Source organism: Haloferax sp. DFSO52, assembly GCF_048158745.1.
GTDB lineage: Archaea > Halobacteriota > Halobacteria > Halobacteriales > Haloferacaceae > Haloferax.
On the sequence record NZ_JBLOPB010000003.1, the window covers coordinates 142694 to 165694 of the forward strand.

The window sequence follows — 23001 nt, forward strand, 5'->3', positions numbered from 1 at the left end:
CTGTTGCGTGCGCCGCTCGTCGCGGAGGTGGTCTGTGTGTAGTCTCAGAAATGGAGTAATGGGGTATGAGAAACCCGAGTTGACGGCGCTGAATTTGCGGGTCTTAGGTGCTGAACAGTTCGCGTGGGAAGTTCGCGAGCGTCTCTGCACCGTTCGACGTGACGACGAACGTTTCGCTCAGTTCGACACCGAAGTCGTCGAACCAGAGGCCGGGAATCATGTGGAAGGTCATGTTCTCTTCGAGCACCGTCTCGTCGCCGGGACGGAGACTCGCCGTGTGTTCGCCCCAGTCCGGGGGATAGCCCAGCCCCATCGAGTAGCCGATGCGGTCTTTCTTCTCGATGTCGTACTTCGCGATGGTGTCTCGCCAGGCTTTTTCGACTGCTTCGGCGGTGACTCCCGGTTCGGCGACGTCCAGCGCCGCCTCGATGCCTTCGACGACGATTTCGGCTCGGTCCTCCATCTCACTCGGTGGGTCTCCGACGTACGTCGTTCGGGCCAACGGTGAGTGATACCGGTGCCGACAACCAGAGAGTTCGATGATGACTGGGTCGCCGTTTTCGAATCGGCGGTCCGTCCACGTGAGATGTGGCGTTCCGGTGTGGTCACCCGACGGCATCAGCGGGACGATAGATGGATAGTCGCCACCGTACTCGTCGGTGCCGTCGATGAGTGCCGAGTAGATGGCTTCGGCCGCTTCGTACTCTGGGACGCCCTCTGCAATCGTCTCCAGACCGGCATCCATTGCGTTTTCGGAGATGCGTGCGGCCTGTCGCATGTATTCGAGTTCTGCGTCCGACTTCTTGATTCGGACCCAGTTCACGAGGAGCGTCGTGTCCTCGAACTCGGCTTCGGGGAGGTTCTGTTGTAGACGCGTGTACGACTTCGCTGTGAAGTAGTAAGCGTCCATCTCGAGGCCGATACGACCGTCAGACACTCCGAGGTCTTCGAGCACTGCCGCGACGAAGTCCATCGGGTGTAAATCATGTGGTGACTGGACGTGGTCGTCGCTGTACGGGAGGATACTCTCTTCACTGAGGCTGGTGGTTGCACGTGCTCCATTGGCGTCCATGTCGCGACCGACCCACACGGGTTCGTCTCGGTCCTGTGTGACCACGACGCCCTGGTGGACGTAGAACGACCACCCGTCGTAGCCAGTGAGATAGTTCATGTTCGCTGGGTCGCTCACGAACAGTGCGTCTAGCCCTCGTTCTGCCATCCGTTCTTTCGTTCGGGCGATGCGTCTTTCGTACTCGCTGCTCTCGAAGACGGCGCTTGGCATGCTAACTTCTACCAGATAGTCGTCAACCCACTGTAAAAAATTTTTGTGTACTACGACGACGATAACTGTGTACCGGCCCCCACGCGAAACCCGTACAGGGCACTCTCGTCAATGCTCTCGCTCACTTGTGTCAGTAATGTCTGGAATATTTAATACTAATTTTCATGAGATACTGTGGCATACGTGCATGCTGTTCGATAGGAAAAGTGAGTCGAGCAGTGGAATACAGTGATTCAATCGAGAGACTACACTTAATCTGTGAAAGTTCGAACAGATTTTTCAAATAAACCGTGGGAAAAACATTCGCCCAGATTTCTTATTGTCTTGGTGACTTATCTGGAAAAATATATGATGGCAAATATGTAATGAATATTATCAATGTATCTCAGAGAGAACACGTCGGAGCCAGACCAGACCGTTTCTGTGTGGTCTTCGGCCAGCAGTCTCTTTCGTATCCCGTCTCTCACCACTTGACAAGCTTGCTCTCTCTTCAATAGCTTCTCGAACGTTTCTCTGGTTATGGGATATTATGCTGACGCTGGGTCACACCGAACTGATGTGGTGTTCCCAGCATACGGTCCAATCGATTCGGTACTGAGTTTCGTCGTATTCTACATCTTCGTCACTCGAGCGACGCCGACGATCGTCGACGTGTTTTCGTCCATCACTGGCCTGTCGCCCTCGGCTATCGGATTTGGTCTCGCTGGATTCCTTTGGTTCATCCTCGTGGTGACACTACTCGACGTGGTTCGTCGACAGTTCGCCGCCGCCGGATTCGGCTCTCGTCAGAGCACAGAAGAGCAAACCAGACAGGCCGGTGTCCCGTCTGCGTCGCGTGCAGTCTTCTACCTCGTGGTCGTTCTCGTCGGCGGCGTCGTCGCGGTGTGGTCGTTCGAACCTGCCGTGGCGGCAGGAATCGGCCTGATTCGGATGGTCGGAACGCTCGACACCGGTGCGTTCGATATCGTGGGATTCCTCGTGATGATTCTCTTCTTCGTCTCGTTCGGGGCGGCGACCCGCGCACTCGACCGGCTCGTCATCGGTGGCGTTCGTGCCGTACTGTCGTGATGATGACTCACCAGGCAAGCGCGAACTACGATACGAACTGGCTCGGTCGACTCGCTGTGCAGTATCTCGAAGCTCTCCTTCAGCCGAGGGTGGGATTCTTGCCGTCGAGTTTCAACATCTCGTTGATATCGAAGTCACCGGGGTGGTCGTCGAACCTGCGGGGACTCCACTCCGGGTAGTCGTGTTCCTCGTCGCAGACAACAGCTGCAACGGCTTTGCCGACTGCGGGTGACCGCATGAACCCGTGTCCCTGTAACCCTGCCGCGAGGACGATGTTGTTCGGTCCTGACTCCCCACCAGGTTCGTCCGGTGGTCGCCCAACAAGCGGTTTCCCGTCGGGGGTCGCTGTACAGAGCCCAGCCCACGCGTTTTGGATGCCGACGTCCTCGACTGGTAACCCTCGCTCGACGACGTCGCTCGTTTCGACGAGGAAATCGAAATCAGCCGTCTGTGTGTAGGCATCTGGGTCAGACTCCACTTCTTCGGTCCCATCACCGACGAGGAGTCCACCGCTCTGTTCCGACCGGAAGTAGACTCCCTCGTGTGCGTCGTACACCGTTCCGATTTCGAAGTCGACGGGGGTCGTCACGAGCGCCTGTGCGCGATACGGTTTCACTGGCACCTCGATGTCTGCTAACTTCGCGACGCGAGATGTCCATGGGCCTGCGGCGATGACGACGACATCAGTCTGAACCGCCCCTGCCTCGGTTTCGACGGTTGGTGGCGACGAACGGTCGATTCCCGTCACCATCGTCCCGGGTCTGTAGTCGATACCGTTCGATTTCGCTTCGTCGAGGAGTGCTGTCGTGAACGTGTGTGGGTCCGCATACCCGTCTTCAGGGGCGTAGGTTCCGACCGTGACCCCGTCGATAGAAAACGATGGATAGATTTCCTGAATCTCGTCGGGGTCGACTAGGCGAACATTTGCGCCTTCTCGACGCTGCATCGACACCTCAGCTTCGAACGTCGACCGTTCAGATTCAGTCCCGGTCCGGAGGAATCCCACTTCGTGATACGTGAAGTGGTTGTCCGACGCAGAGAGTTCACGGAAGAAGTCGAGACTGTACTTCATCGCCCGAACGTCTGTGGGCTCGTGCAGTTGGGTGAAGATGAGTCCCCCTGCTTTTCCCGTCGTCTCTCCCGCAGCGTGGCCCTTGTCGAGTAGCGTTACGTCTACACCTCGTTCTGTGAGGTGGTACGCGGCGCTGACGCCAATCGCACCTGCCCCGATAATCGTCGCGTGTGTCATGGATTCGCTTCCCAACCCGATAGTTACCGTTTCATGGTATCTCTTCACACCCTACTTATCAATTGTCTTGTCTAGCGTATTCCTCCCAAACTTCTCCGTTCAGTCGGGTAATTATACCCTCTCCACACGGGAACCGAAGACCAAAGTTGTAATGAGATGGATGATACTGAAACCGAGCTTCTTCGAAGAATTGGAGCCCCGCTTGAATCGCTGACGCTGTCCACACTGTTCGAAAGACGAAAATGATGGTCGATTGCCCGAACGATGCTTCAGGCGTCCGGCCAGCGCTCGATGTAAATCGCCTTGTCTGTGTAGAAGTGAATCATATCTTCGCCCTGGGCGTGTAAGTCGCCGAAGAACGAATCTTTCCACCCGCCGAAGTGGAAGAACGCCATCGGTGCGGCGGTGCCTGCGTTGACCGCGAGGTTCCCCGCTTCGACTTCGTGTCGGAAGCGCTTCGCGTCGCTGCCACGGTCAGTGAACAGACTCGACGCGTTGCCGAAGTCACTTCGGTTGACCAGGTCGATGGCGTCGTCGAAGTCGTCTGCTTCGATGAGCGCGAGGACCGGCCCGAAAATCTCTTCGCGAGCGATGGTCGCGTCTGGGTCGACAGCCCCGAAGATGGTCGGTCCAAGGAAACTCCCTTCGGCGGGAACCTCTATCTCCCGCCCGTCTAACAGCACGTCTGCCCCCTCATCGACGCCAGTCTCGATGTAGTCGAGGACGTTGTCACGATGCGGACCGGAGATGAGTGGGCCCATATCTACGTCGTCGCTGAGGCCATCTGCGACGGTCATCTCACGTGCTTTTTCGACGAGTTTGTCTGCGAACTCGTCGTAAACCGCGCTCTCGACGACGGCGACGGGATTCGCGAGACATCGTTGGCCGGTGTTTGCAAATGCGGACCCGAGCGTCTGTTCGGCGGCGAACTCTAAGTCGGCGCTCGCTGCGACCACGATGTGGTTTTTCGCACCCCCCTGTGCCTGGACGCGTTTGCCGTGCTTCGCCGCGGATTCGTAGACGTATTTCGCGACTGGCGTACTGCCGACGAACGAGATTCCCTCGACGCCGGGGTGTTCGATGAGCGCGTTGACGGCGTCTGCGTCACCGTTGACGAGTTGGATGATGCCGTCTGGGAATCCTGCCTCGTCGACGAGTTCGACGATGCGCTGGGCGGTGACTGGCGTCTTCTCGCTCGGTTTCAGGATGAATGCGTTGCCCGTGGCGACGGCGTACGGGAGGAACCACAGCGGAATCATGCCGGGGAAGTTGAACGGCGTGACGGCCGCGAAGACACCGAGTGGTTTTCTGACGGCAGTTTCGTCGATTTCAGGTGCTGCGTTCGGGAGGTGGCCGGCCTGCATCATCGACGGGATGCCACAGGCGACTTCGACGTTCTCGATACCACGGCGGAGTTCACCTTTCGCCTCCTTGAACGTCTTGCCGTGTTCTTCGACCAGTGCCTCCGCGAGTTCGTCCTGGTGTTCTTCGAGGAGGTTCTTGAGTTCGAACATCGGTTGAATCCGCTGTTCGACAGGTGTGCTCCGCCACTCCTCGAAGGCGGACTGTCCGGCCTGTACGGCCTCGTCTACGTCTTCAGGCGTCGAATAGTCGATCGTCGCAACGGTTTCGCCGTTCGCTGGGTTCTGTACCGGTTCTCCGGCCGGGCCGGACGCTGGCGTCCAGTGGCCATCGATGTAGTTCTGTAGTTCTCTGGTCATCTGTGTCGGAATTCGTCTGCTTGGCTGTCGATACGTCGAGTCTGTATCTGGTCGATACCCCGAACCGTGTCGCGAATCGACGATGGTCTGTTCGCCCCCGTGTCGTGTGCAACGTTCTTCATCGAGTTCGCGGTCCACACCATGTCAGTAGTCAGTATAGTTCATCATGACCGATTTGATCTGGGTCATCGATTCGAGGTGCCACTTGCTGCCGTAGCGGCCACCGGACCCGCTTTCGCCGTATCCACCGAACGGCAGGAGTCGTTCCCAGTAGTTGTTCGTCTCGTTGATGAAGACACCACCCGCTTTCAACCGATTTGCGGCGTCGTGTGCCAGTTCGAGCGAGTCAGTGAAGATAGCGGCCTGGAGGCCGTATCGCGACCGGTTTGCGATTTCGATGGCTTCGTCGTAGTCGGCCGCTCGAATGACCGGTGTAATCGGCCCGAACGTCTCTTCTTCGGCGACTGCCATCTCTTCGGTGACGCCTTCGAGGACTGCTGGGTCGAAGTAGAGCCCATCAGTGTCACCGCCGGTTCGGAGTCTTGCACCCTTGGTGACGGCGTCGTCGACGTGCTCTGTGGCCTTCGATTGTATCCGTTCGGAGACCATCGGCCCCATGTCGACGCCCTCTTCGAACGGGTCGCCCAGAACGAGTTCTTCTGTCTTCTCGACGACGGCGTCGACCAGTTCGTCGTGGACTCCATCTGTGACGATTACACGCTCTGTTCCACAGCACACTTGCCCAGCGTTCCAGTTGCTCCCGACGACGATGGACTCCGCCGCGTGGTCGATATCGGCGTCGTCAAGGACGATGATGGGGTCTTTGCCCCCCATCTCGAGCAGGCACTGCGCGTTTCGCCCGGCAGCGGTCTTTGCAATCTGTTGGCCAACTTCAGTACTCCCGGTGAATGCGATGAGACGAACATCGTTGTGTTCGACGAGCGACTGTCCAGTCTCGCCCGCCCCGGTGACGAGGTTGAACGCGCCGTCTGGGAGACTGGATTGGGCGAACGCCTTTGCGATATGGTACGCTGTCAGTGGTGTCTCCTCTGCGGGTTTGAAGACGACTGGGTTCGCCGTCGCGATTGCGGCGTAGATACTTCCACCCGGCACTTCGAGTGGGAAGTTCCACGGACTGATGACCGCGCACACGCCGTACGGTTCGCGTTGCGTGTAGGCGAAGCGACCACGATGTTCAGATGGGACGACGTCTCCGAAGAGTCGAATTGCGTCGTGGCCGTAGTCATCACTGGAGTTGATGACGTACTCTGTCTCGTCGTACGCTTCGTGGAGCGGTTTCCCTTCTTCGCGGACGATTCCGGCCGCGATTTCGTCTTCGTGTTCGACGAAATACTCCGTCACTTCGTCGAGCACTGCTGCACGCTCGAACGCCGTCATCTCTTCGAGCGCTCGCTGGGAGCGCCGTGCCGCCTCGACCGCACGCCGTACGTCGTCGGCAGTGCCGGCCGGAACGGTGTCGATCACCTCCCCTGTCACCGGCGAGTCTACGTCGATACCCTCGTCTCCCGTGGAATCGACCCACTCGCCATCGATGTAAAGCTGTCTCATGTGAGTTACTCACACAGATGGGGAGGCCTGGCAAAAATCTTTCTGAGTATTCAGACAAAAACTGAAAAGACTTCGGCTACTGTGCTGTCTGAGCGAAGTCCTGGATATCGAGGCGCGCGAGTAACTCGTCTGTGGGCACGCCGTCGGACGTGTAGCCACGTTTCTCGTAGTAGTCGTCGAGCATCGTCGCGAACTCCTCTTCTGTGATGCGGTTTCCGTCGGCGGGACCGCCTGCTTCGAGCGGTTCGGTGAACCGACTCGGCATCTCGTCTTCGTCGCGGCCGAACCCTTCTCGCACGTTGAAGAGGCGGGTCATCGTCCACGCCCGTTCTCCAACGGTTTCGAGGTCGTCGACTGTCACCTCGTAGCCGAGTTCGTTCAGCCACTCTGCTACTCGTTCGTAGTTGTACGCCGTGAAGTCACAGGTGACCATGCTGAACGTCAGCGCGTTTTCGTCCTGGTCTTCGATGACTGCGTCTGCCATACCGTCGGTTCCGAATGGGTCACGGCTTCCGCCCATGGCGTCACTTCCGATCGGCCACGCACGCTGGTGGCAGCCACCTCGGTCACTCGTCGCGTACGCGAGGGCCATCCCGAACGAGGCACGGGGTTCGTAGGCTGGCAGTTCCATCCCTTTGACCTGCACAGCAGCCTCCCGGGCGTGGTCGTCGTCGAGTTTTTCGGCGGCGAGTTTCGTTCCTTCTGCGAGGAGGTCGCCAACTTCGTTGTCTCGTGACGAGATGTCCTCGATGAGTTGGGCGGCCGCTCGGGCGTCGCCCCACGAGAGGTCGTAGTCGATGATGCCCGCTTCGACACACTCCATCGCGAACGAGATGACGTTGCCGAGGCTGATGGTGTCCATCCCGAGCGTGTCGGCCCGGTGGGCGAGTTCCGTGATTCCGGTAACGTCCGTGATGTCCGTGTTCGACCCCATCATGCCGATGGTTTCGTACTCCGGCCCCCAGTCGACGTGTGCGTCTGGGAACGCTGCGCCTTCGACATCGGCACCCGAGAAATCGACGACGTGGCCACACGCGACCGGACAGCCGTAACACGAGTCGGTCGTCTGATGGCCGACGCTGAACGCGTCGATGTTGATGTCTTCGACGTCTGGGACCGTCCCTTTCGTCCAGTTGTGAGTCGGCAACGCACCGATTTCCTGCGTCCAGTCTGGGATGAGTTGGGTCCCGCCGTCGCGGGCCCACGCGACTTCGTTGTCCGTCCCGAGTCGTTGGGTGTGCTTGATTCGGAGTTCTTGGGTGTCGGACTTCGGCGGGCTGTCGGCGGACGCGACGACGGCTTTGAGGTTCTTCGACCCCATGACTGCACCCACGCCCCCACGGCCTGCGTGGTGGGTGCCCTCGTCACTCGAAATCGTCGCGTAGCGAACGAGGTTCTCTCCAGCAGGGCCAATGGCGGCTGTTTTGGTCTCTCTGCCCTCGAACTGTCTGGCAGTCTCGTCCGTCTTCATTCCCCAGAGATGACTGGCATCCTCGATCGTCACGTCCTCGCCAGAGACGTCGAGATAGACCGGGGACTCGGCCTTCCCTTCGACGACCATCCCAAGATAGGATGGGAGTGCCCACCTGAAGCGCGCCGGGAAATGCCCCCCAGAGTACGAGTCTACAAAGGTTCCAGTGAGGGGCGATTTTGTAATCGCCGCGTAGCGGGACGTCCCGGGTGCAAAGCCGGAGAGTGGCCCGAACGAGAAGATGAGGACGTTCTCCGGTGAGAGTGGGTCAGTATCCGGGTCGAGTTCGTCGAGGAGAAGCGCAGCACCGAGACCCTTCCCAGCGATGAACCGGTCCCGATACTCCTGCGGGACTGTCTCGGTCTCCACTGTTCGGTCTGTGAGGTTCACACGGAGAAGGTGGGTGAGCGCTTGCACCTCGTCTGTCTGCACGACACGTTGTGACATACACGCACGGTTCGAACAGACTTACCTTATAATTTTCCGAAAAATCTACGACAATAGGCGAAGACAGACGAGAAACGTTCGACAGTGGACGAAAGTGGTGCCTGCTGACTGTGTCCGCCGTGTGGTGGATACTTCAGCGGACGGGTTGTCCGATTACCGGACGAGTGTGACCGCGTTCGACGCATCCCACCCGACTCGGATGCTGCGGCCGATGGAGAGATAGTCGTCCTGGTCGGTCAACTGGAGGTCCACGGTGAGTTCGCGTCCGTTCTCCAGTCGAACGACGAACTTCCCGAGATTCCCTTTGTAAATCTCGTCGATGACTTCGGCGCTGAACTCGTTGTCCAGTCCACGAGCGTCGTCACCGAGCCGAATCTTCTCTGGCCGGATGGCGAACGCATCGTCACCGGATGCTTCTTCGTGCGGGTTCACACGGAACGTGAGATTCCCGTCGGTGATGGTCGCACCGTCGGCGTCTTCTGCGTACGACCCGTGGATGAGATTCGTCTCCCCGATGAAGTCGGCGACGAACTCGGACGCGGGTTCTTCGTAGATTTCGGTCGCGGTGCCGAGTTGTTCGAGTTGTCCCCCGTTCATCACCGCGATTTCGTCACTCATCGTCAGCGCCTCTTCCTGGTCGTGTGTGACGTAGACGAACGTGATTCCGAGTTCCTCCTGCAGATTTTTCAACTCGACTTGCATGTTCTTTCGAAGCTTCAGGTCGAGTGCCCCGAGGGGTTCGTCCAGCAGAAGCACGGTCGGTTCCGTCACGAGTGCCCGAGCGAGCGCGATGCGTTGTTGTTGGCCGCCAGAGAGCTCCGAGATTTCACGGTCTGCCATCTCTGGTAGTTCCACCAGGTCGAGAACGCGCTGGACGCGCGATTCGATTTCTTCGCTTCCGTGTCGACTCACGAGGCGCTTGAACGCACCAGCGAGTCCAGACGACTGCGTGGCGGTCGACCCTCCGTCTGCGGCGGTCCGTTCGCCCGGAATACCTTGCATCTGCAACCCGAAGGCGATGTTCTCTCCGACGGTCATGTGGGGGAACAGCGCGTACGACTGAAACACCATACTGGTGTCTCGCTCGAAGGGTTGGAGGTCGTTTATCCGCTCGTTGCGAAGGTAGACGTCACCCTCACTGGGCGTTTCGAATCCCGCAATCATGCGGAGCGTCGTCGTCTTCCCACAGCCTGATGGGCCGAGAAGGGTGAGGAACTTCCCCTGTTCGACCTCGAAACTCACGTCCTCTACGGCGGTCACATCTCCGAAATACTTCGAGACGCCGTCGAGTCGGACGTCGTAATCGGACATCCTCAGCTGTCACCTCCGAGCCGTATCTTGTGGGTCATCTATGCGTTTTGAATCTCCGTCCAGGCTTCGCTGTAGAGCTTCGTCGCCTGTCCGACGTTTTCGATGAACTCGAGCTGTTCGAAGACGTCTTCTGGTGGGTAAATCGCAGGGTTGTTCAGCGCTGCCTCGTCCACGTACTCTTTCGCCGCCGCGTTCGGCGTCGGGTAGTAGAGGTAGTTGGCAATCTCCGCGTTCATCTTGGCGTTCAGCAGGAAGTTGGCGAACGCGTGCGCTGCGTTCGGACTCTTGGCCTCTTTCGTGACTACAGCGGTGTCGACCCAGACGACGCCACCCTCTTGTGGGACGACGTAGCTGATCGGGGAATCTCCGTCTTCGTAGAGCTCCCAGTATGCGACGAACGCGTCACCGGACCAGCAGTGAAGGGGGCTTGCTTCCTGGTTCTGGAGTGCTGCGGCACGTGACACCGACGAGTAGGTGAGCAGAAGCGGCTTCTGGTCCATGAGGAGCTGCTTCGCTTCCTCGATTTCTGCCTCATCGGTCGTGTTGAGGGAGTAGCCGAGATACTTGAGCGCGGCCCCGATGGTCTCGCGCATGTCGTTGAGCATCGTCATCTGCCCTTCGTACTGCTCGTCCCACATGACCTCCCACGAGGGCGTTCCTTCGATATCGGGCGTCATCTCGGAGTTCCACGCGACACCGCTGGTTCCCCAGAAGTACGGTGCGGAGTACCGTTCTTCGCCCGGGTCGTACGGGGCTTCGTCCCTCCACATCGGTTCGAGGTTCTCCCAGTGCGGAATCTTCCCCGTGTCGAGCGGTTGAACCAGGTCCTGGCTGACCATGATGTTCACCATATAGTCGCTGGGGAACACGATGTCGAACTGACCTGTTCCGCCCGCTTTGAGTTTGTTGAACATCTCCTCGTTCGACGCGTAGTTGGAGACGCTTACGTCGACACCGTACGCTTTCTCGAAGACTTCGACGGTACCCGACGGCCAGTAGTCGGTCCACTGGAAGACGTTGAGTTTGTCCTCCAGTGGGTAGTCGAGTTCTGGAAGTCCGTACTCTTCGCGAACCGATGCGTCGCCTCGGTCTTCTTGCGGAGTTGCTGTGTTCTGTTCTTCCGTCGTCTCTTCTCCGCCATCGCCGCCACTGTCGCCGCCGGAGCCACTGTCGCCGCCAGAGTCACTGTCGCCGCCGTCGCCGGTACATCCAGCAAGTCCGGCGATGCCGCCGACACCAACTGTGCCTGTGGCCTTCAGGAACGTACGCCGAGTCGAATTATCTTCAGGATTCATGGTAATTGGTATCAGTCTTCTTGGCAATGGTAGACGTGGGCCATAAACATTTTGGTGATCAATATTTGTGGTTGTCTGAATCTTCCGTTTACCACGTGATTCCCTGAATTTTCTGCGCTAATGCAATCACGATGAGGGTTCCAACGAGGATGAGCGTCGCGATGACGTTCACACCCGGTGAGATCCCCTGTCGGACCATCCCGAAGAAGAAGATCGGGAGCGTGTTCTGATTGCCGATGATGAAGAACGTCACGACGAAGTCGTCGAACGACATCGCGAATCCGAGGAGCGCACCGGCGATGATGCCGGGTTTGATGAGTGGCATCGTCACCCACCGGAACGTTTCGAGTTCACTCGCACCGAGGTCCATCGCCGCTTCTTCGAGTGTACGGTCGAACGACTGCAACCGTGCGAGGACGATGACCGTGACGTAACTGATGTCGAACGCGATGTGGCCGATAATCGCCGTGACGATACCCTGTTCGATGCCAACGATGTTGAAGAACAACAGCAGCGAGATTCCCATCACGATACTCGGGATGATGAGTGGCATGTAGACGACGCCCTGGAGCAAGTTTCGCCCAGTGAACACGTATCTATCGAGCGCGAGAGCGAGCATCGTTCCGAACAACACGGAGACGGCGACGGTCACGATGGCGATGATCAGTGAGTTCTGGAGTGCAACCCACGCCTGATTCGGGTCGACCCGAGCGATCGCCTCTCCGTTAAAGAGCGCTTCGTACCATCTGGTAGTGAACCCGTTCCAGACGATAGCCGTCCGCGAGTCGTTGAACGACAGTGCAATCATCACCGCAATCGGGACGTAGAGGAACAGGTAGACGACCCCCGTCTGAGCGGCGAGCGCCTTCTTCCCGTGGCTTGCCATCAACCGGGAGCGCCAGACTTTGAACTTGGAGACGTTCATATGAAGTCGCCTCCCGTGCCGCGCTGGTACGCCCAGAGTGCGCCGAACATGATGATCATCAGGATGAACGCCGCAGCAGAACCGAGCGGCCAGTTCCCAGCGGCCCCGAACTGTGCTGCGATGAACTCACCGATGGTGGCCGTGCTCGCACCACCGAGTAAGTCAGGAATGACGTACGCGCCCACTGCGGGAATGAATACGAGGATGCTCCCGGCGACGACTCCCGGCATCGACAGGGGAAGCGTCACGTATCGGAAGGAGTCCAGTCGGTCTGCCCCGAGATCCATCGCCGCTTCGTTGAGTTCTGGGTTCAATTGTTCGAGACTCGCGTACACGGGGAGAATCATGAACGGAACCCAGATGTAAACGAGACCGAACTGAACGGCGAAATCCGTGTACAGAAGCTGCACGTCACTGGCGATGCCGAGCATCGCGAGCAAGTTGTGGATGAGGCCGTTCTTTGCGAGAAGAATCTTGATTGCGTAGACGCGAACGAGGTAGGACGCCCAGTACGGGAGAACGATGAGGGCGATGAGCGTCGTCTGCCAGCGCTGATCTGCGTGACGGGCGACGTAGTACGCCATCGGGTAGCCGAGGAGCAACGAGACGACTGTCGTCAAGGTTCCGAAGTAGAGACTTTTGAAGAGTAACTGGACGTACGGTGTCGGCTGGGTCGTCGCAGGATTAGAGACGAACGGGACGAAATGTCCAATCGCCCACGCGATGCTGATCCAGATCGTTTCGAGGATCGTTGCTCCGTCTGGGATGAAGAACGTCGTGTACTGCTGGAGGCCGAGATATTCGAACCCGAGGAGCACTTCCCCGAACGCACCTCGCTCACCGAAACTGAAGTACAGCATCACTGCGAGCGGCGCGAGGAAGAAGACGGTCAACCAGAAACTTGCCGGGAGGATGTTGGTAACCAACCCGACGTACTTGTGACGACGGACCCGGGTGAGCAAGCCCGGCCCTACATCCGTGGTGTTCGTTGCCATACTAGAGTCTCACTACCACGCAACGTTGTTAGGAGGCTAAATAACTTTTCACTAAGGGGGGCATTCTTCCGATGTTTTCTCTGCCCAACTACGGAAATGCCAAATATTCGCCTGTATTCGCATTGTTTTTCATGGCAGAGGTGTAATGGAGGTCCATGTCTGACACCGAGCACTCGTCGACCAAACTCGATGAGGTCGACCGAAGTGTTTTGAAGATCCTCCAATCTGACGGCAGAACTGCCCTCTCGGAAATCGCCCGCCGTCTCGACATGGGGAGTGCGACGATACACGAGCGAGTCAGGTCACTCGAAGAACAAGGCTACATTCGCGAGTACCGGGCAATCCTCGACCCGAAACTCCTCGGCATCGACCAGGTCGCGTTCGTTCAAGTCGAGACGATGGCCGGTCGGTTCTCGGAGGTTGCAGAGCGCCTCGCGGAGTATCGCGAGGTGCAAGAAGTACACGAGATAACGGGCGACGCCGACCTCCTCTTGAAAGTGCGCGTCAAGGAGACAGATGACCTCTCGGACTTTCTCGCGAGACTCGGTGAGTCAGAGGGGGTCCGAAAGAGCGCGACGAACGTGAGTCTCCGGACTGTCAAAGAGGACGGTCGCCTCGACCTGAACGGCCAATGAGCGAGTTCTCACCGGGCGTTCGGAGTGAAGTTGGAACCTTAGAGAGTGTGCTCGTTCACGAACCCGGCCGCGAATTTACGTCCGTCGTGGACCCTGACGCGTGGGGGTGGGATGGCCTCCCTCGTCTCAAACAAGCCGCAAAAGAGCACCAGAAACTCGTCGAGACGCTGGAATCACACGGTGTCGAAGTCTACGAACTCGGTGAGACAGAACAGATACTCGCCGAGTCACTGTTCGTCCGCGACGTTGGCTTTGTCGTCGAAGGTGGCGCAGTCATCGGGCGGATGAGTGACCAGATTCGAGATGGTGAGGAACATCGACTCACGTCTCGCCTCGTCGAGATGGATATTCCAATCTACCACACCGTCCATGCCGGGGGCAGGTTCGAAGCTGGTAACCTCATCTGGTTGGACCGAGAGACGGTCGCAATCGGGCGGTCGAAGACGACGAACACAGAGGGCATTCGACAGGTTCGAAGCGTCCTCGACACCTACGACATCGACATCACCGAAGTCCCAATATTCGGGAGTACCAAATCGACGGGACAGACTCACCTCGCGCTGGTGTTCAATATGGTCGCTCCGGACCTTGCACTGCTCTACCCGCAGGCAGTCCCGACTGAGTTCCGGGAGTTCCTCGAAGACCGTGGCATCGAAATCATCGAAGTACCAACTCGGGAGCAACGCAACATGGTGACCAGTTGTATCGTCGTCGACGAGGAAACCGTCGTTATCTCTGCAGGGAACCCCGTCACTCGGAGTGCGCTGCAACAACGTGGCTTCGACGTCATCGACCTCGATATCCGCGAGATCAGAAAAGCCAGAGGCGGCCTCAAAGGACTCGTTATTCCACTCGAACGAGCGTAGTCTGACTGCGATTTTAGCTCACTCGGACTCTCCAGACACTGATCGCTTACTGGGTTGAGATGAATACATGGCGCGAGTCGGTCAGAAGAGTGTGCTAATTGAGGTGGTTGCGGGTTGAAAATGTTGGACGTGTGCTACACAACTGACACTTGCTAGTGAATGGCCCGGAGACATATCGACGACGGTGGGAAGGTCCGCAGCGCTTCAGCTAACTCGGGATACTCGCGCTCAAACACGTCATCCGGGGTCGGTTCTGTTATCTCCCGTAGTTCGAACCCAGCATCGAGCAGTGGCGAGATGACACCCTCGATAGAACGACGATAATAGGTTGCACGGTTGGCCTCTTCGTGCGGATTCCAGACAATGTCGTAGCGTTCCGTTTCAGCGTAGTTCGGTGCAGGTGGCCCAGTCTCGACTATCGCGTCAATGTCTGACTCGTCGCCGACGGTCGGATACGTTTCATTCAGAACGATCTGGTAATCGTGGACTGGATTGTGTGTAGAGACAACGAGGACGCCCCCGTCGACCAGAACCCGGGCGAACTCTTCGAGCGGAGTGGTCAGGTCGTTGAGGTGCGAAAATACGTGCTGACAGAGGACAAGGTCGATGCTATCATCTTCAACGAAATCGATTCCGGTACTGAGGTCCCCCTGCACGAATTTCGCTTCTGGAACTTGTTCTGTCGCCACCTGAACCATTCGCTCACTGACGTCGATACCGATTACGTCTGCGCCCTGTTCGACGAGCCTCGCAGAACAGTCCCCGGAACCACAGCCGGCATCGAGGACACGACGGCCAGTGAGGCTCGGAAGCATCGCCTCGAGTGACGGCCAGAGGAGTTGTGCTTTCGACGGGGTCTCCGCAATTTGCCTCCAGTATTCGGCGAGTTCGTCGTAGTGATTGGCGATACGAGGGTCGGGTTCGTCCATACCGAACCTGCGAAGAGCGAATGCAAATATCGCACTGAATTTACACAAAAGCGACCGGTGACACAAGCATTATCAGTGGCAGACATATCGGACACGTACCCGGTACTCCGCTGAGGGTGGGAGAGGCTGTGAGAGCAAGAGCGGGTGCTTGCTGCGGTCGGTCGCTCATTTCGCGAACGTGGTACTCAACGGATACTCCTACTGGGGAGTTGACTCACCTATCGCCCGCGTTACCGAAAGCTGGAATTGTGCTGCATATCCCCTCTGTATTGAGTATGTAACACCTCTCTCTCAGATAGTTCCGCACCCCCAGAGTATCGTAAATCGGTGCTGTTCCTCGAAGGTATGAGTCGGTCTGTCTCTAGAAGACTGCCTCGATGCTCTCGCGAAGGACGGACACTGCTTCGTGTATCTCTGCTTCTGTGACACACAGCGGTGGCGACAAGACGAGTTGGACGTCAGGCCGTGCTGACCCGAAGATGATGCCGCGTTTCTTGGCTTCGTTTCTGACTGCCCCGACGGGATTCTCTCCTTCGTCGACGCGTGGGTCGAAGAAGTGCTCACCCGCCTCTGGGTCTGCGAACTCCACGCCCCAGAGGAGTCCACGGCCGTGGACGTCTCCGACGACGTCGTAGTCGGCTTCGACTCCTCTGAGTGCATCTTCCATGACCGGAGCGAGGTCACGGGCGTTCTCGAAGAGGCCGTCTTCGTAGGACTCGACGGCAGCGACACCGGCGGCACAGGCGACTGGGTGCCCGGCGAACGTCTGCCCGACAGGCATCCCTTCTTCGTCGAGGAACTCCGCAATCTCACTGCTCGTGATGACGCCCCCGAGCGGAACGTACGCCGACGTGACTCCTTTCGCAAAGGTGATCATGTCTGGTTGGACGTTCTCGGTCTGGATACCGAACCACTCACCACAGCGGCCAAATCCGGCGATGACCTCGTCGGAGACGAGGAGGATATCGTACTCGTCGCAGATTTCGCGCACGCGCTCGAAGTACCCCGGTGGTGCAGGGTACGCACCGCTGGTGCCGGCGATTGGTTCGGTGATGAGCGCCGCGATGGAGTCTGGCCCCTCGTTCTTGATGACCCATTCGAGGTGGTCGGCCGCCTGTTCGGCGAGTTCTTCCGGTGTGTCGGCGTTGAACGGGCCACCGAAGTCGAGTGGTGGGAGGAACTTGGTGTGGCCGGTCACCGCACTGTATCGTTCGACTTCGGCACGCGTCTGTGGGTCGCCGGTCAGTGCAGACGCACCGTAGGTAGACCCGTGGTACGAGCGCCATCGCGTTAGAATCTTTGGAGCGTCCTGATAGGCCCGTGCGATTTGCATGGCAGACTCGTTCGCTTCGCTCCCCGTCACAGAGAAGAACACGTCGGTCAAGTTGTCGGGGGCGCGGTCTGCGAGCAAGGTGGCGAGTTCGTCTCGCGAGTCGTTGCCGAGTGCCGACGAGACGTATGGCACGTCACTCGCCTGCGCAGTCATCGCGTCGACGATGCGCTGGTCCGAATGGCCCGCGTTGACGCAGTAGAGTTGCGCCATGAAATCGAGATAGGCGTTCCCGTCTTCGTCGTACACGGTCGCATCTTCGGCGTCGACGAGGGAGATCGGCGGACTGTCCGGGGAATACCAGTGAGGGATTGAGTGACTGTCCATGCACACCCCATGGATACCACCGGAATAAACTTTTGTACACTGCAGAATATCCGATGGTCTTTCGGTGATTGACAACGCAATCCGAAGACCACCGTAACGTGTATGGTCCACTAGAGTGTGCGAGGCGTATGCACGAAGCGCGCGACAGTGCCCAGTCGAACGCGTCCCTTCCACAGGAACCAGTGGACGTAGTCGTCGTCGGTGCAGGCGTCATCGGTTGCGCCATCGCCGACGCACTCGCCACCGACCACGACGTGGTCGTCCTCGACAAGTCGGGAGTTGCAGCGGGTGCAACCGGGCGGGCCGCCGGTGTCATCACACCGACGTTGTTCTACGGAGACCACCCCGACGTCGCACGGTACGCCAACGAGTTCTTTCGGGCCTTCGACGGGACGAACGGATTCGAATTCACTGAACGGCGACGCTACGACTACGTCGTTGAGGAGGAAGTCGACTCGGCACGAGCACGTGCTGCGACGCTTTCAGACCACGGCTTTCCGGTCACCTATCTCGAAACCGACGCCGTCGAATCGGAGGCCCCGCGACTCAGACTCGACGACTTTGCCGGTGCAGTCCGCTACGACGACGCTGGGTGGGTCGACCCCTACACGCTCGCGACCGCACTGAAACAACGGGCAAGCGACAGCGGTGCGACGTTCTTACTCGACAACGAGGTCGTCGCAGTGTCCCCGAACACGGTCGAACTCTCTGACGGAGAGATTCAGGCCGACAATGTCGTCGTCGCCGCTGGGTTCTCGACGCCTGATATCCTCGGTCGACCACTTCCAATTCGGCCCTACCGAACCCAGTGTGTCGTTCTCGAACCTGCTGCGGCGCTCGACGACCAGTTCCCAATCGGGCGTGTCGGCAGCGAACACCTCTACTTCAGACCGGAGCACAACGGCGACTTACTCGTCGGTGGGTCCCACGACATCGTCTCGGACCCGGCGGCCGTGAGCAGGCAGGCAGACGAATCGTTCGTCAAGGAAGTTGCACTCACCATCCCCGGGTTGGTCCGCGGGTTCGAAGATGCTGGCTTAGTAAACGGGTGGGCAGGTGTCGATAGTGCGACGCCCGACGCGAGACCGATTCTCGACCGTGTCGGCGATATCTTCGTGGCGGCCGGATTCAACGGCCTCGGCATCCTTGCCTCACCGATCGCTGCGGAGACTATCCGGAGCCACATTACCGGCGAACCAGCGGCGTTCGACGTTGCTCCGTTTTCCTTCGACCGGTTCGCCGACAGTGGATCGGATTTCGAGTTACGGACGACGTCCGACGTCGGACGCTGATACAGCCGCCCTCTAATATGTATTTACGATTTTTAACCTCGTATTCCAGAGATATTTTGGCAAGACGCTAGAACAGGCAAAGGTTTATTGAGAGGATACCCGTCAAAGGGAATGATGAGTCATGGTGACAAACAGCAACGACCGGACCATGCTGCGCGATTCCGGGAGCAGACACCGGAGAGTCGGTCGTTCCACGAACATGCGGCGAGTGTAACGCCACTCGGTGTCGAGTCAAACGTCCGTTCGTTCGAACCCTATCCGTTCTACACAGACCGCGCGGAGGGGTCGTACATCTACGACGTAGACGGAAACGAATACCTCGACTTCCTGCTGGCGCTGGGCCCAATTATCCTCGGGCACAACCACCCAGCCGTCGTCGAGGCTGTCCAGGACATGGCCGAAACACTGGACGTGACTGCGACGCCGTCTCCCATCTCCATCGAGTTCATGGAGAAAGTCGTCGAGATGACGCCGTCCATCGAGACGGTTCGGATGGCGAACTCGGGAACCGAAGCGACGATGCACGCGATTCGCGTCGCGCGCTCGTACACGGGGAAAGACAAGATTGCCAAACCAGAGGGTGGCTACGCGGGTGCACACGACTACGCGCTCCAGTCTGTCTACGCGAGCGAGGAAGCGATGGGGCCGGCGGACGAACCGAACACCGTCTCGTACGGGACCGGTATCCCGGATGCGGTTCAAGAAACCGTCGTTCCCATTCCGTTCAACGACAAGGAATCAACGGAGAAGATACTCCGCAAACACGCGGACGACATGGCGGCGGTCATCATCGAACCCGTCATGTTCTCGTGTGGATGTCTGAAACCCCGCGACGGCTATCACGAGTTCCTCCGCGAACTCACCGAAGAACTCGGCATCGTCCTCATCTGGGACGAAGTCATGACCGGATTCCGTCTCGGCCCGCAGTCCGCACAGGGCCGACTCGACATCATGCCGGACATGACGACGTTCGCGAAAGCCGCCGGCGGTGGCTACCAGGTCGCTGGCTTCGGTGGCAAAGAAGAGATTATGGCCGAAATCATCCCGCCGGGGAAGGGCGAAGGCGAGAAGTGGAATACGTCTGCGTTCCACGGCGGTACCTACAACGGCCACCCAGTCGCTGCCGCCGCCGGCCTCGCGACCCTCGAAGTCCTGGATTCAGGCGGTGTGTACGAACACATCGACCGACTCGGTGACAGACTCTTCACGGGGCTTCAGGACGCTGCCGACGACGTTGGCCTCCCGGTGAACGTCCAACACATCGGAAGTATGGGGCAGGTCTACATGACCGACCACGATATCCACCGATACCGCGACACCTGGCACGCAAACGGAGATCAGTTCGCAGACTGGTGGCTGGAGGCCGCTGCGGACGGCGTCCTCTTCGGCAACCCGATGCAGGGTGAGCGCTTCTTCACGACGCTCACGCACACGGAAGAAGAAATCGACCACGCAATCGAGGTCGCCGAAGACGCCTTCCGCGCCGTCAACCACGAGTACTAGTCGATGGACGAGGACTCCCACCCAGAGAACGCGGATGTCGTAATCGTCGGCGGAGGCGTCATCGGATGTGCCGCCGCCCGACTCCTCGCGACTGACCACGACGTCGTCGTCGTCGAACGCGGGCAACTCGCTGCCGAAGCGACAGCGCTCGCCGCCGGAGAAGTGACGATTACACCGTCGTACACGGACTATCCGGAAGTCGGAACGCACGCCCTCGAGTTCTTCTTGGAATACGACGGGACCGGTCAGTTCCACTACGAAGCCCGAGAGAGCGTCGAAATCGTCCCGACAGCGCGAATCGGCGAAGCCCAACGCCGGAGCGAACGCCTCGCGTCTGAAGGGTACGACGTGGAGTTTCTCGATGCCGACGAAGTCGAATCTCGATTCTCTGGTTTGGACCTAGAAGATGGATTCGATGGCGGTGTTCGACACACCGAAACCGGGTTCGTCGACCCCTACACCTTTGCGACGACGCTCGCCGCCGACGCGACTGAACGGGGCGCGACGTTCCTCACCGAAACCGACGTCACCGAGATACTCGTCGAAGATGACGTCGTCGTTGGCGTCGATACCGACGCGGGACGTATCGACGCACCGACCGTCATCGTCGCGGCGGGGTGGCGAACCTCGCTCTTCCTCGACGATATCACGCCCATCCCAGTGAGACCGTACCGTACCCAGTGTATCGTTCTCGACCTCGACACAGACGTCGGTGACGACTTCCCGATGGGATGGATTCCCGGAGAACACGTCTACTTCCGCCCGGAACTCAACGGTGACTTGCTCGTCGGCGGGTGGTCCTTTGCGACCGACGACCCAGTCGGCGCGAGTGGTAATGCGGACGAAGCGTTCATCCAGCACGTCGCTGACCTCGCACCTCGGTTCTTGGCTGACGGTGATACCGCCCGGTTCGTTAACGGCTGGGCCGGCGTAGACGGCGCGACCCCTGACACGCGACCGATTATCGATGCCCCCGCAGACGCACCTGACGGACTCGTGGTCGCGACGGGGTTCCATGGCCGTGGCATCATGACCGCCCCGGTCGCCGCGACGCTCGTCCGGAGTATCGTCACTGGAGAGGCGACCGACCTTCCTCGTGAACCGTTCGCCATCGACCGATTCGAAAGCCGTTCTCGTGACTTCCGCTTCGTCTCGATTAGTTCGGGTGACGAATCGTACGAAGACGACTGACCCACCGAACTGCGGGGGAGTCACCCTTCGGTGGCAATCGGGCAGACGTGACTTGAGGATTTCATTTAACGTCTCCGCAGACGAATATCGTGTATGTCACTGGACGTCGAGAACCCCAGTTCTCCAGACTTGACGAATCGCGGGACGCCAATCGAATTTTCCCCCGACGAGAGCATCGGCAGCGAGGCTGACTTTCGACGTGCTGAGTTAGAGGAATTCCTCCACGACGGCGCGTGGAAGGAAGCGTTCGAAGAGTGGGCGGTGTACACTGACCTCTCGGACAGGGAGTACGAGCAGGTTCTCGACCTCGGACTCCTCGACCAGGTCGATTTCTTTTGGGACCCGTCAGCGTCGAGAGTTCGGTTCGCAATCCCGCCGATACCGCACGAGTGGCCCAACGGGACTGACATCTCGTCGAAAGTGAGCGCCGAGTTGACTGACCTCGGGCAGACTGTCGTCGAGATGCTGGAAGATGGGTACATCGACTGGGCGTCTGACGAACGCGCAGAGCGAGTCTGGTCCGAAGAGAAGTCCAGTGAAGAGTCGACGCTCGAAGAGTAGCGGCGTTTCCCTTCGTCGTCGACATGTCACTGTGTGGAGGCGTCCAGTCGCCGTTCGGTTTGCCCCGGCCACTGGGGTGGACCCTGGACCGACCAACAGTATTTGAGTCCGGCAGTTGTAGGGTGTGCATCTCGCGCATGAAGTCCTACCCGACATCACCCTCCCTCGAAGAGGCCCCGACAGCGTTGCTTTCGAGTGGCCACCTGTGGCTTCGTGAGTACGTCTCCGGCCTCAGGATGCGATTTCGGATGGATTCGTCTGGGCTCATCGGCTTTGGTGCAGAAGAACGAGTCTTCGACGACGTTCCGCCGCCGTACCAACAGGCAGTCAGACACGTCGAAGAACAGTTTGACCGCGAGGCATTCTACGACGCCGTCGACGACCCGTCTTCGTACGTCTTCTTCGGTGTTGCACCGGCTCGCGTCGGTATCGACTACGACTGGCCACGAGTCCCCCCGTTCTTGGGGTGGGCGCTCTGGACAGACGACAAAGACCGATTCGTGCCGATCGATACCGCTGAACGCATCTTCGACCGACTCGGCCTTCACCCAGTGAACACCTTCGAAAAGGAGGTGAACGTTCGCGATTTCCACCCGGAGCGGTACACCATTCCAGATTCTGCGTGGTACGACGGTCCGGCAGTCGCTGTTCTTGTTGAGAACCGCCGTGGTGGTCACGCCGTTCTCGAGAACCCTGCTATCGAGCGTACCGATGATTCGGAACCAATCTACGGTGACCCTTCGGAAGTGGTACCGTCTCTCGTCACAGCGGAGCGAATTGAGCGTGCCAGTGAGGCGATCGAAACCCGAGGAAAGGCAGTGACGACTGACGAAGTCCGTTCACGCGTGTTCGAGATGATCGCCAGTGAAGAGTTCGACAGACTCGACGCTGGCAGTATCGATTGGCGAACCCTTCGCTCTGAAATCGGGTCAGTCGTCGCGGAGCGACTCGGCGAGACGGCGGGACACTGACCCGGCAGTCGAGGGATGTCGTTCCGAGACGACTCCGGGGGGCCTTTACTTTCTGACTGCAAA

General features: G+C 58.8%; 19 protein-coding genes. 8 read left to right on the forward strand and 11 right to left on the reverse strand.

Annotated features, from left to right (window positions below):
• Positions 1-103: 103 nt before the first annotated feature.
• A complete protein-coding gene (locus ACK3SC_RS16705; protein ID WP_416841371.1) occupies positions 104-1282 on the reverse strand; it encodes a M24 family metallopeptidase in 1179 nt (392 codons plus the stop codon).
• 519 nt (positions 1283-1801) lie between these two features.
• Between ACK3SC_RS16705 and ACK3SC_RS16710 the strand changes: the two genes are divergently transcribed.
• Positions 1802-2350 carry a hypothetical protein gene (locus ACK3SC_RS16710; RefSeq protein WP_416841372.1) on the forward strand — a complete coding sequence of 183 codons (549 nt, stop codon included), beginning with the start codon at positions 1802-1804 and terminating at the stop codon, positions 2348-2350.
• A 79-nt stretch (positions 2351-2429) separates the two neighbouring features.
• Here the strand turns inward: ACK3SC_RS16710 and ACK3SC_RS16715 are convergent, their stop codons facing one another.
• The 8 genes from ACK3SC_RS16715 to ACK3SC_RS16750 form a co-directional block, all read right to left on the reverse strand.
• Entirely contained in the window at positions 2430-3599 is a 1170-nt protein-coding gene (locus ACK3SC_RS16715; RefSeq protein WP_416841373.1) for an NAD(P)/FAD-dependent oxidoreductase, read from the reverse strand.
• Between the two features lie 269 nt (positions 3600-3868).
• Complete coding sequence (locus tag ACK3SC_RS16720) at positions 3869-5320, reverse strand: CoA-acylating methylmalonate-semialdehyde dehydrogenase (RefSeq protein WP_416841374.1); 1452 nt, start codon at positions 5318-5320, stop codon at positions 3869-3871.
• 144 nt (positions 5321-5464) lie between these two features.
• Positions 5465-6889: an aldehyde dehydrogenase family protein gene (locus ACK3SC_RS16725; RefSeq protein WP_416841375.1), complete on the reverse strand. Its 1425-nt coding sequence runs from the start codon at positions 6887-6889 to the stop codon at positions 5465-5467.
• Positions 6890-6965: 76 nt separating this feature from the next.
• The gene (locus ACK3SC_RS16730; RefSeq protein WP_416841376.1) at positions 6966-8807 is read right to left on the reverse strand and encodes an aldehyde ferredoxin oxidoreductase family protein; all 1842 of its coding nucleotides are present in this window, start codon (positions 8805-8807) and stop codon (positions 6966-6968) included.
• A gap of 153 nt (positions 8808-8960) precedes the next feature.
• A complete protein-coding gene (locus ACK3SC_RS16735; protein WP_416841377.1) occupies positions 8961-10118 on the reverse strand; it encodes an ABC transporter ATP-binding protein in 1158 nt (385 codons plus the stop codon).
• A gap of 38 nt (positions 10119-10156) precedes the next feature.
• The gene (locus tag ACK3SC_RS16740; RefSeq protein ID WP_416841378.1) at positions 10157-11413 is read right to left on the reverse strand and encodes a polyamine ABC transporter substrate-binding protein; all 1257 of its coding nucleotides are present in this window, start codon (positions 11411-11413) and stop codon (positions 10157-10159) included.
• Positions 11414-11501: 88 nt separating this feature from the next.
• Entirely contained in the window at positions 11502-12338 is an 837-nt protein-coding gene (locus ACK3SC_RS16745; protein ID WP_416841379.1) for an ABC transporter permease, read from the reverse strand.
• Complete coding sequence (locus ACK3SC_RS16750; RefSeq protein ID WP_416841380.1) at positions 12335-13333, reverse strand: ABC transporter permease; 999 nt, start codon at positions 13331-13333, stop codon at positions 12335-12337. Before ACK3SC_RS16750 ends, ACK3SC_RS16745 begins: the two co-directional genes overlap by 4 nt.
• 155 nt (positions 13334-13488) lie before the next feature.
• Between ACK3SC_RS16750 and ACK3SC_RS16755 the strand changes: the two genes are divergently transcribed.
• Both ACK3SC_RS16755 and ACK3SC_RS16760 read left to right on the forward strand, forming a co-directional pair.
• Positions 13489-13968 carry an Lrp/AsnC family transcriptional regulator gene (locus tag ACK3SC_RS16755; RefSeq protein ID WP_416841381.1) on the forward strand — a complete coding sequence of 160 codons (480 nt, stop codon included), beginning with the start codon at positions 13489-13491 and terminating at the stop codon, positions 13966-13968.
• Positions 13965-14834 (forward strand): dimethylarginine dimethylaminohydrolase family protein, encoded by an 870-nt coding sequence (locus ACK3SC_RS16760; RefSeq protein WP_416841382.1) that lies wholly within the window; start codon positions 13965-13967, stop codon positions 14832-14834. Before ACK3SC_RS16755 ends, ACK3SC_RS16760 begins: the two co-directional genes overlap by 4 nt.
• Positions 14835-14986: 152 nt before the next feature.
• On the opposite strand, the gene ACK3SC_RS16765 is transcribed toward ACK3SC_RS16760, so the two are convergent.
• Together ACK3SC_RS16765 and ACK3SC_RS16770 are read right to left on the reverse strand one after the other, a co-directional pair.
• The gene (locus ACK3SC_RS16765; RefSeq protein ID WP_416841383.1) at positions 14987-15763 is read right to left on the reverse strand and encodes a class I SAM-dependent methyltransferase; all 777 of its coding nucleotides are present in this window, start codon (positions 15761-15763) and stop codon (positions 14987-14989) included.
• Positions 15764-16124: 361 nt separating this feature from the next.
• Complete coding sequence (locus ACK3SC_RS16770) at positions 16125-17420, reverse strand: aspartate aminotransferase family protein (RefSeq protein ID WP_416841384.1); 1296 nt, start codon at positions 17418-17420, stop codon at positions 16125-16127.
• Between the two features lie 128 nt (positions 17421-17548).
• Between ACK3SC_RS16770 and ACK3SC_RS16775 the strand changes: the two genes are divergently transcribed.
• From ACK3SC_RS16775 to ACK3SC_RS16795, 5 genes are all read left to right on the forward strand, one after another.
• Positions 17549-18712, forward strand: coding sequence for an NAD(P)/FAD-dependent oxidoreductase (locus ACK3SC_RS16775; protein ID WP_416841385.1), 1164 nt, complete (start codon positions 17549-17551; stop codon positions 18710-18712).
• Between the two features lie 114 nt (positions 18713-18826).
• A complete protein-coding gene (locus ACK3SC_RS16780; protein WP_416841386.1) occupies positions 18827-20215 on the forward strand; it encodes an aspartate aminotransferase family protein in 1389 nt (462 codons plus the stop codon).
• Between the two features lie 3 nt (positions 20216-20218).
• Positions 20219-21406, forward strand: coding sequence for an NAD(P)/FAD-dependent oxidoreductase (locus ACK3SC_RS16785; RefSeq protein WP_416841387.1), 1188 nt, complete (start codon positions 20219-20221; stop codon positions 21404-21406).
• A gap of 93 nt (positions 21407-21499) precedes the next feature.
• Positions 21500-21967: a hypothetical protein gene (locus ACK3SC_RS16790; RefSeq protein WP_416841388.1), complete on the forward strand. Its 468-nt coding sequence runs from the start codon at positions 21500-21502 to the stop codon at positions 21965-21967.
• Between the two features lie 248 nt (positions 21968-22215).
• Complete coding sequence (locus tag ACK3SC_RS16795; RefSeq protein WP_416841496.1) at positions 22216-22938, forward strand: hypothetical protein; 723 nt, start codon at positions 22216-22218, stop codon at positions 22936-22938.
• Positions 22939-23001: the final 63 nt, after the last annotated feature.

Excerpts from the sequence above, each read along its gene's own strand:
- ACK3SC_RS16705 (WP_416841371.1), bottom strand. The coding sequence starts at position 1,282 with ATGCCAAGCGCCGTCTTCGAGAGCAGCGAGTACGAAAGACGCATCGCC.
- ACK3SC_RS16710 (WP_416841372.1), top strand. The coding sequence starts at position 1,802 with ATGGGATATTATGCTGACGCTGGGTCACACCGAACTGATGTGGTGTTC.
- ACK3SC_RS16715 (WP_416841373.1), bottom strand. The coding sequence starts at position 3,599 with ATGACACACGCGACGATTATCGGGGCAGGTGCGATTGGCGTCAGCGCC.
- ACK3SC_RS16720 (WP_416841374.1), bottom strand. The coding sequence starts at position 5,320 with ATGACCAGAGAACTACAGAACTACATCGATGGCCACTGGACGCCAGCG.
- ACK3SC_RS16725 (WP_416841375.1), bottom strand. The coding sequence starts at position 6,889 with ATGAGACAGCTTTACATCGATGGCGAGTGGGTCGATTCCACGGGAGAC.
- ACK3SC_RS16730 (WP_416841376.1), bottom strand. The coding sequence starts at position 8,807 with ATGTCACAACGTGTCGTGCAGACAGACGAGGTGCAAGCGCTCACCCAC.
- ACK3SC_RS16735 (WP_416841377.1), bottom strand. The coding sequence starts at position 10,118 with ATGTCCGATTACGACGTCCGACTCGACGGCGTCTCGAAGTATTTCGGA.
- ACK3SC_RS16740 (WP_416841378.1), bottom strand. The coding sequence starts at position 11,413 with ATGAATCCTGAAGATAATTCGACTCGGCGTACGTTCCTGAAGGCCACA.
- ACK3SC_RS16745 (WP_416841379.1), bottom strand. The coding sequence starts at position 12,338 with ATGAACGTCTCCAAGTTCAAAGTCTGGCGCTCCCGGTTGATGGCAAGC.
- ACK3SC_RS16750 (WP_416841380.1), bottom strand. The coding sequence starts at position 13,333 with ATGGCAACGAACACCACGGATGTAGGGCCGGGCTTGCTCACCCGGGTC.
- ACK3SC_RS16755 (WP_416841381.1), top strand. The coding sequence starts at position 13,489 with ATGTCTGACACCGAGCACTCGTCGACCAAACTCGATGAGGTCGACCGA.
- ACK3SC_RS16760 (WP_416841382.1), top strand. The coding sequence starts at position 13,965 with ATGAGCGAGTTCTCACCGGGCGTTCGGAGTGAAGTTGGAACCTTAGAG.
- ACK3SC_RS16765 (WP_416841383.1), bottom strand. The coding sequence starts at position 15,763 with ATGGACGAACCCGACCCTCGTATCGCCAATCACTACGACGAACTCGCC.
- ACK3SC_RS16770 (WP_416841384.1), bottom strand. The coding sequence starts at position 17,420 with ATGGACAGTCACTCAATCCCTCACTGGTATTCCCCGGACAGTCCGCCG.
- ACK3SC_RS16775 (WP_416841385.1), top strand. The coding sequence starts at position 17,549 with ATGCACGAAGCGCGCGACAGTGCCCAGTCGAACGCGTCCCTTCCACAG.
- ACK3SC_RS16780 (WP_416841386.1), top strand. The coding sequence starts at position 18,827 with ATGAGTCATGGTGACAAACAGCAACGACCGGACCATGCTGCGCGATTC.
- ACK3SC_RS16785 (WP_416841387.1), top strand. The coding sequence starts at position 20,219 with ATGGACGAGGACTCCCACCCAGAGAACGCGGATGTCGTAATCGTCGGC.
- ACK3SC_RS16790 (WP_416841388.1), top strand. The coding sequence starts at position 21,500 with ATGTCACTGGACGTCGAGAACCCCAGTTCTCCAGACTTGACGAATCGC.
- ACK3SC_RS16795 (WP_416841496.1), top strand. The coding sequence starts at position 22,216 with ATGGATTCGTCTGGGCTCATCGGCTTTGGTGCAGAAGAACGAGTCTTC.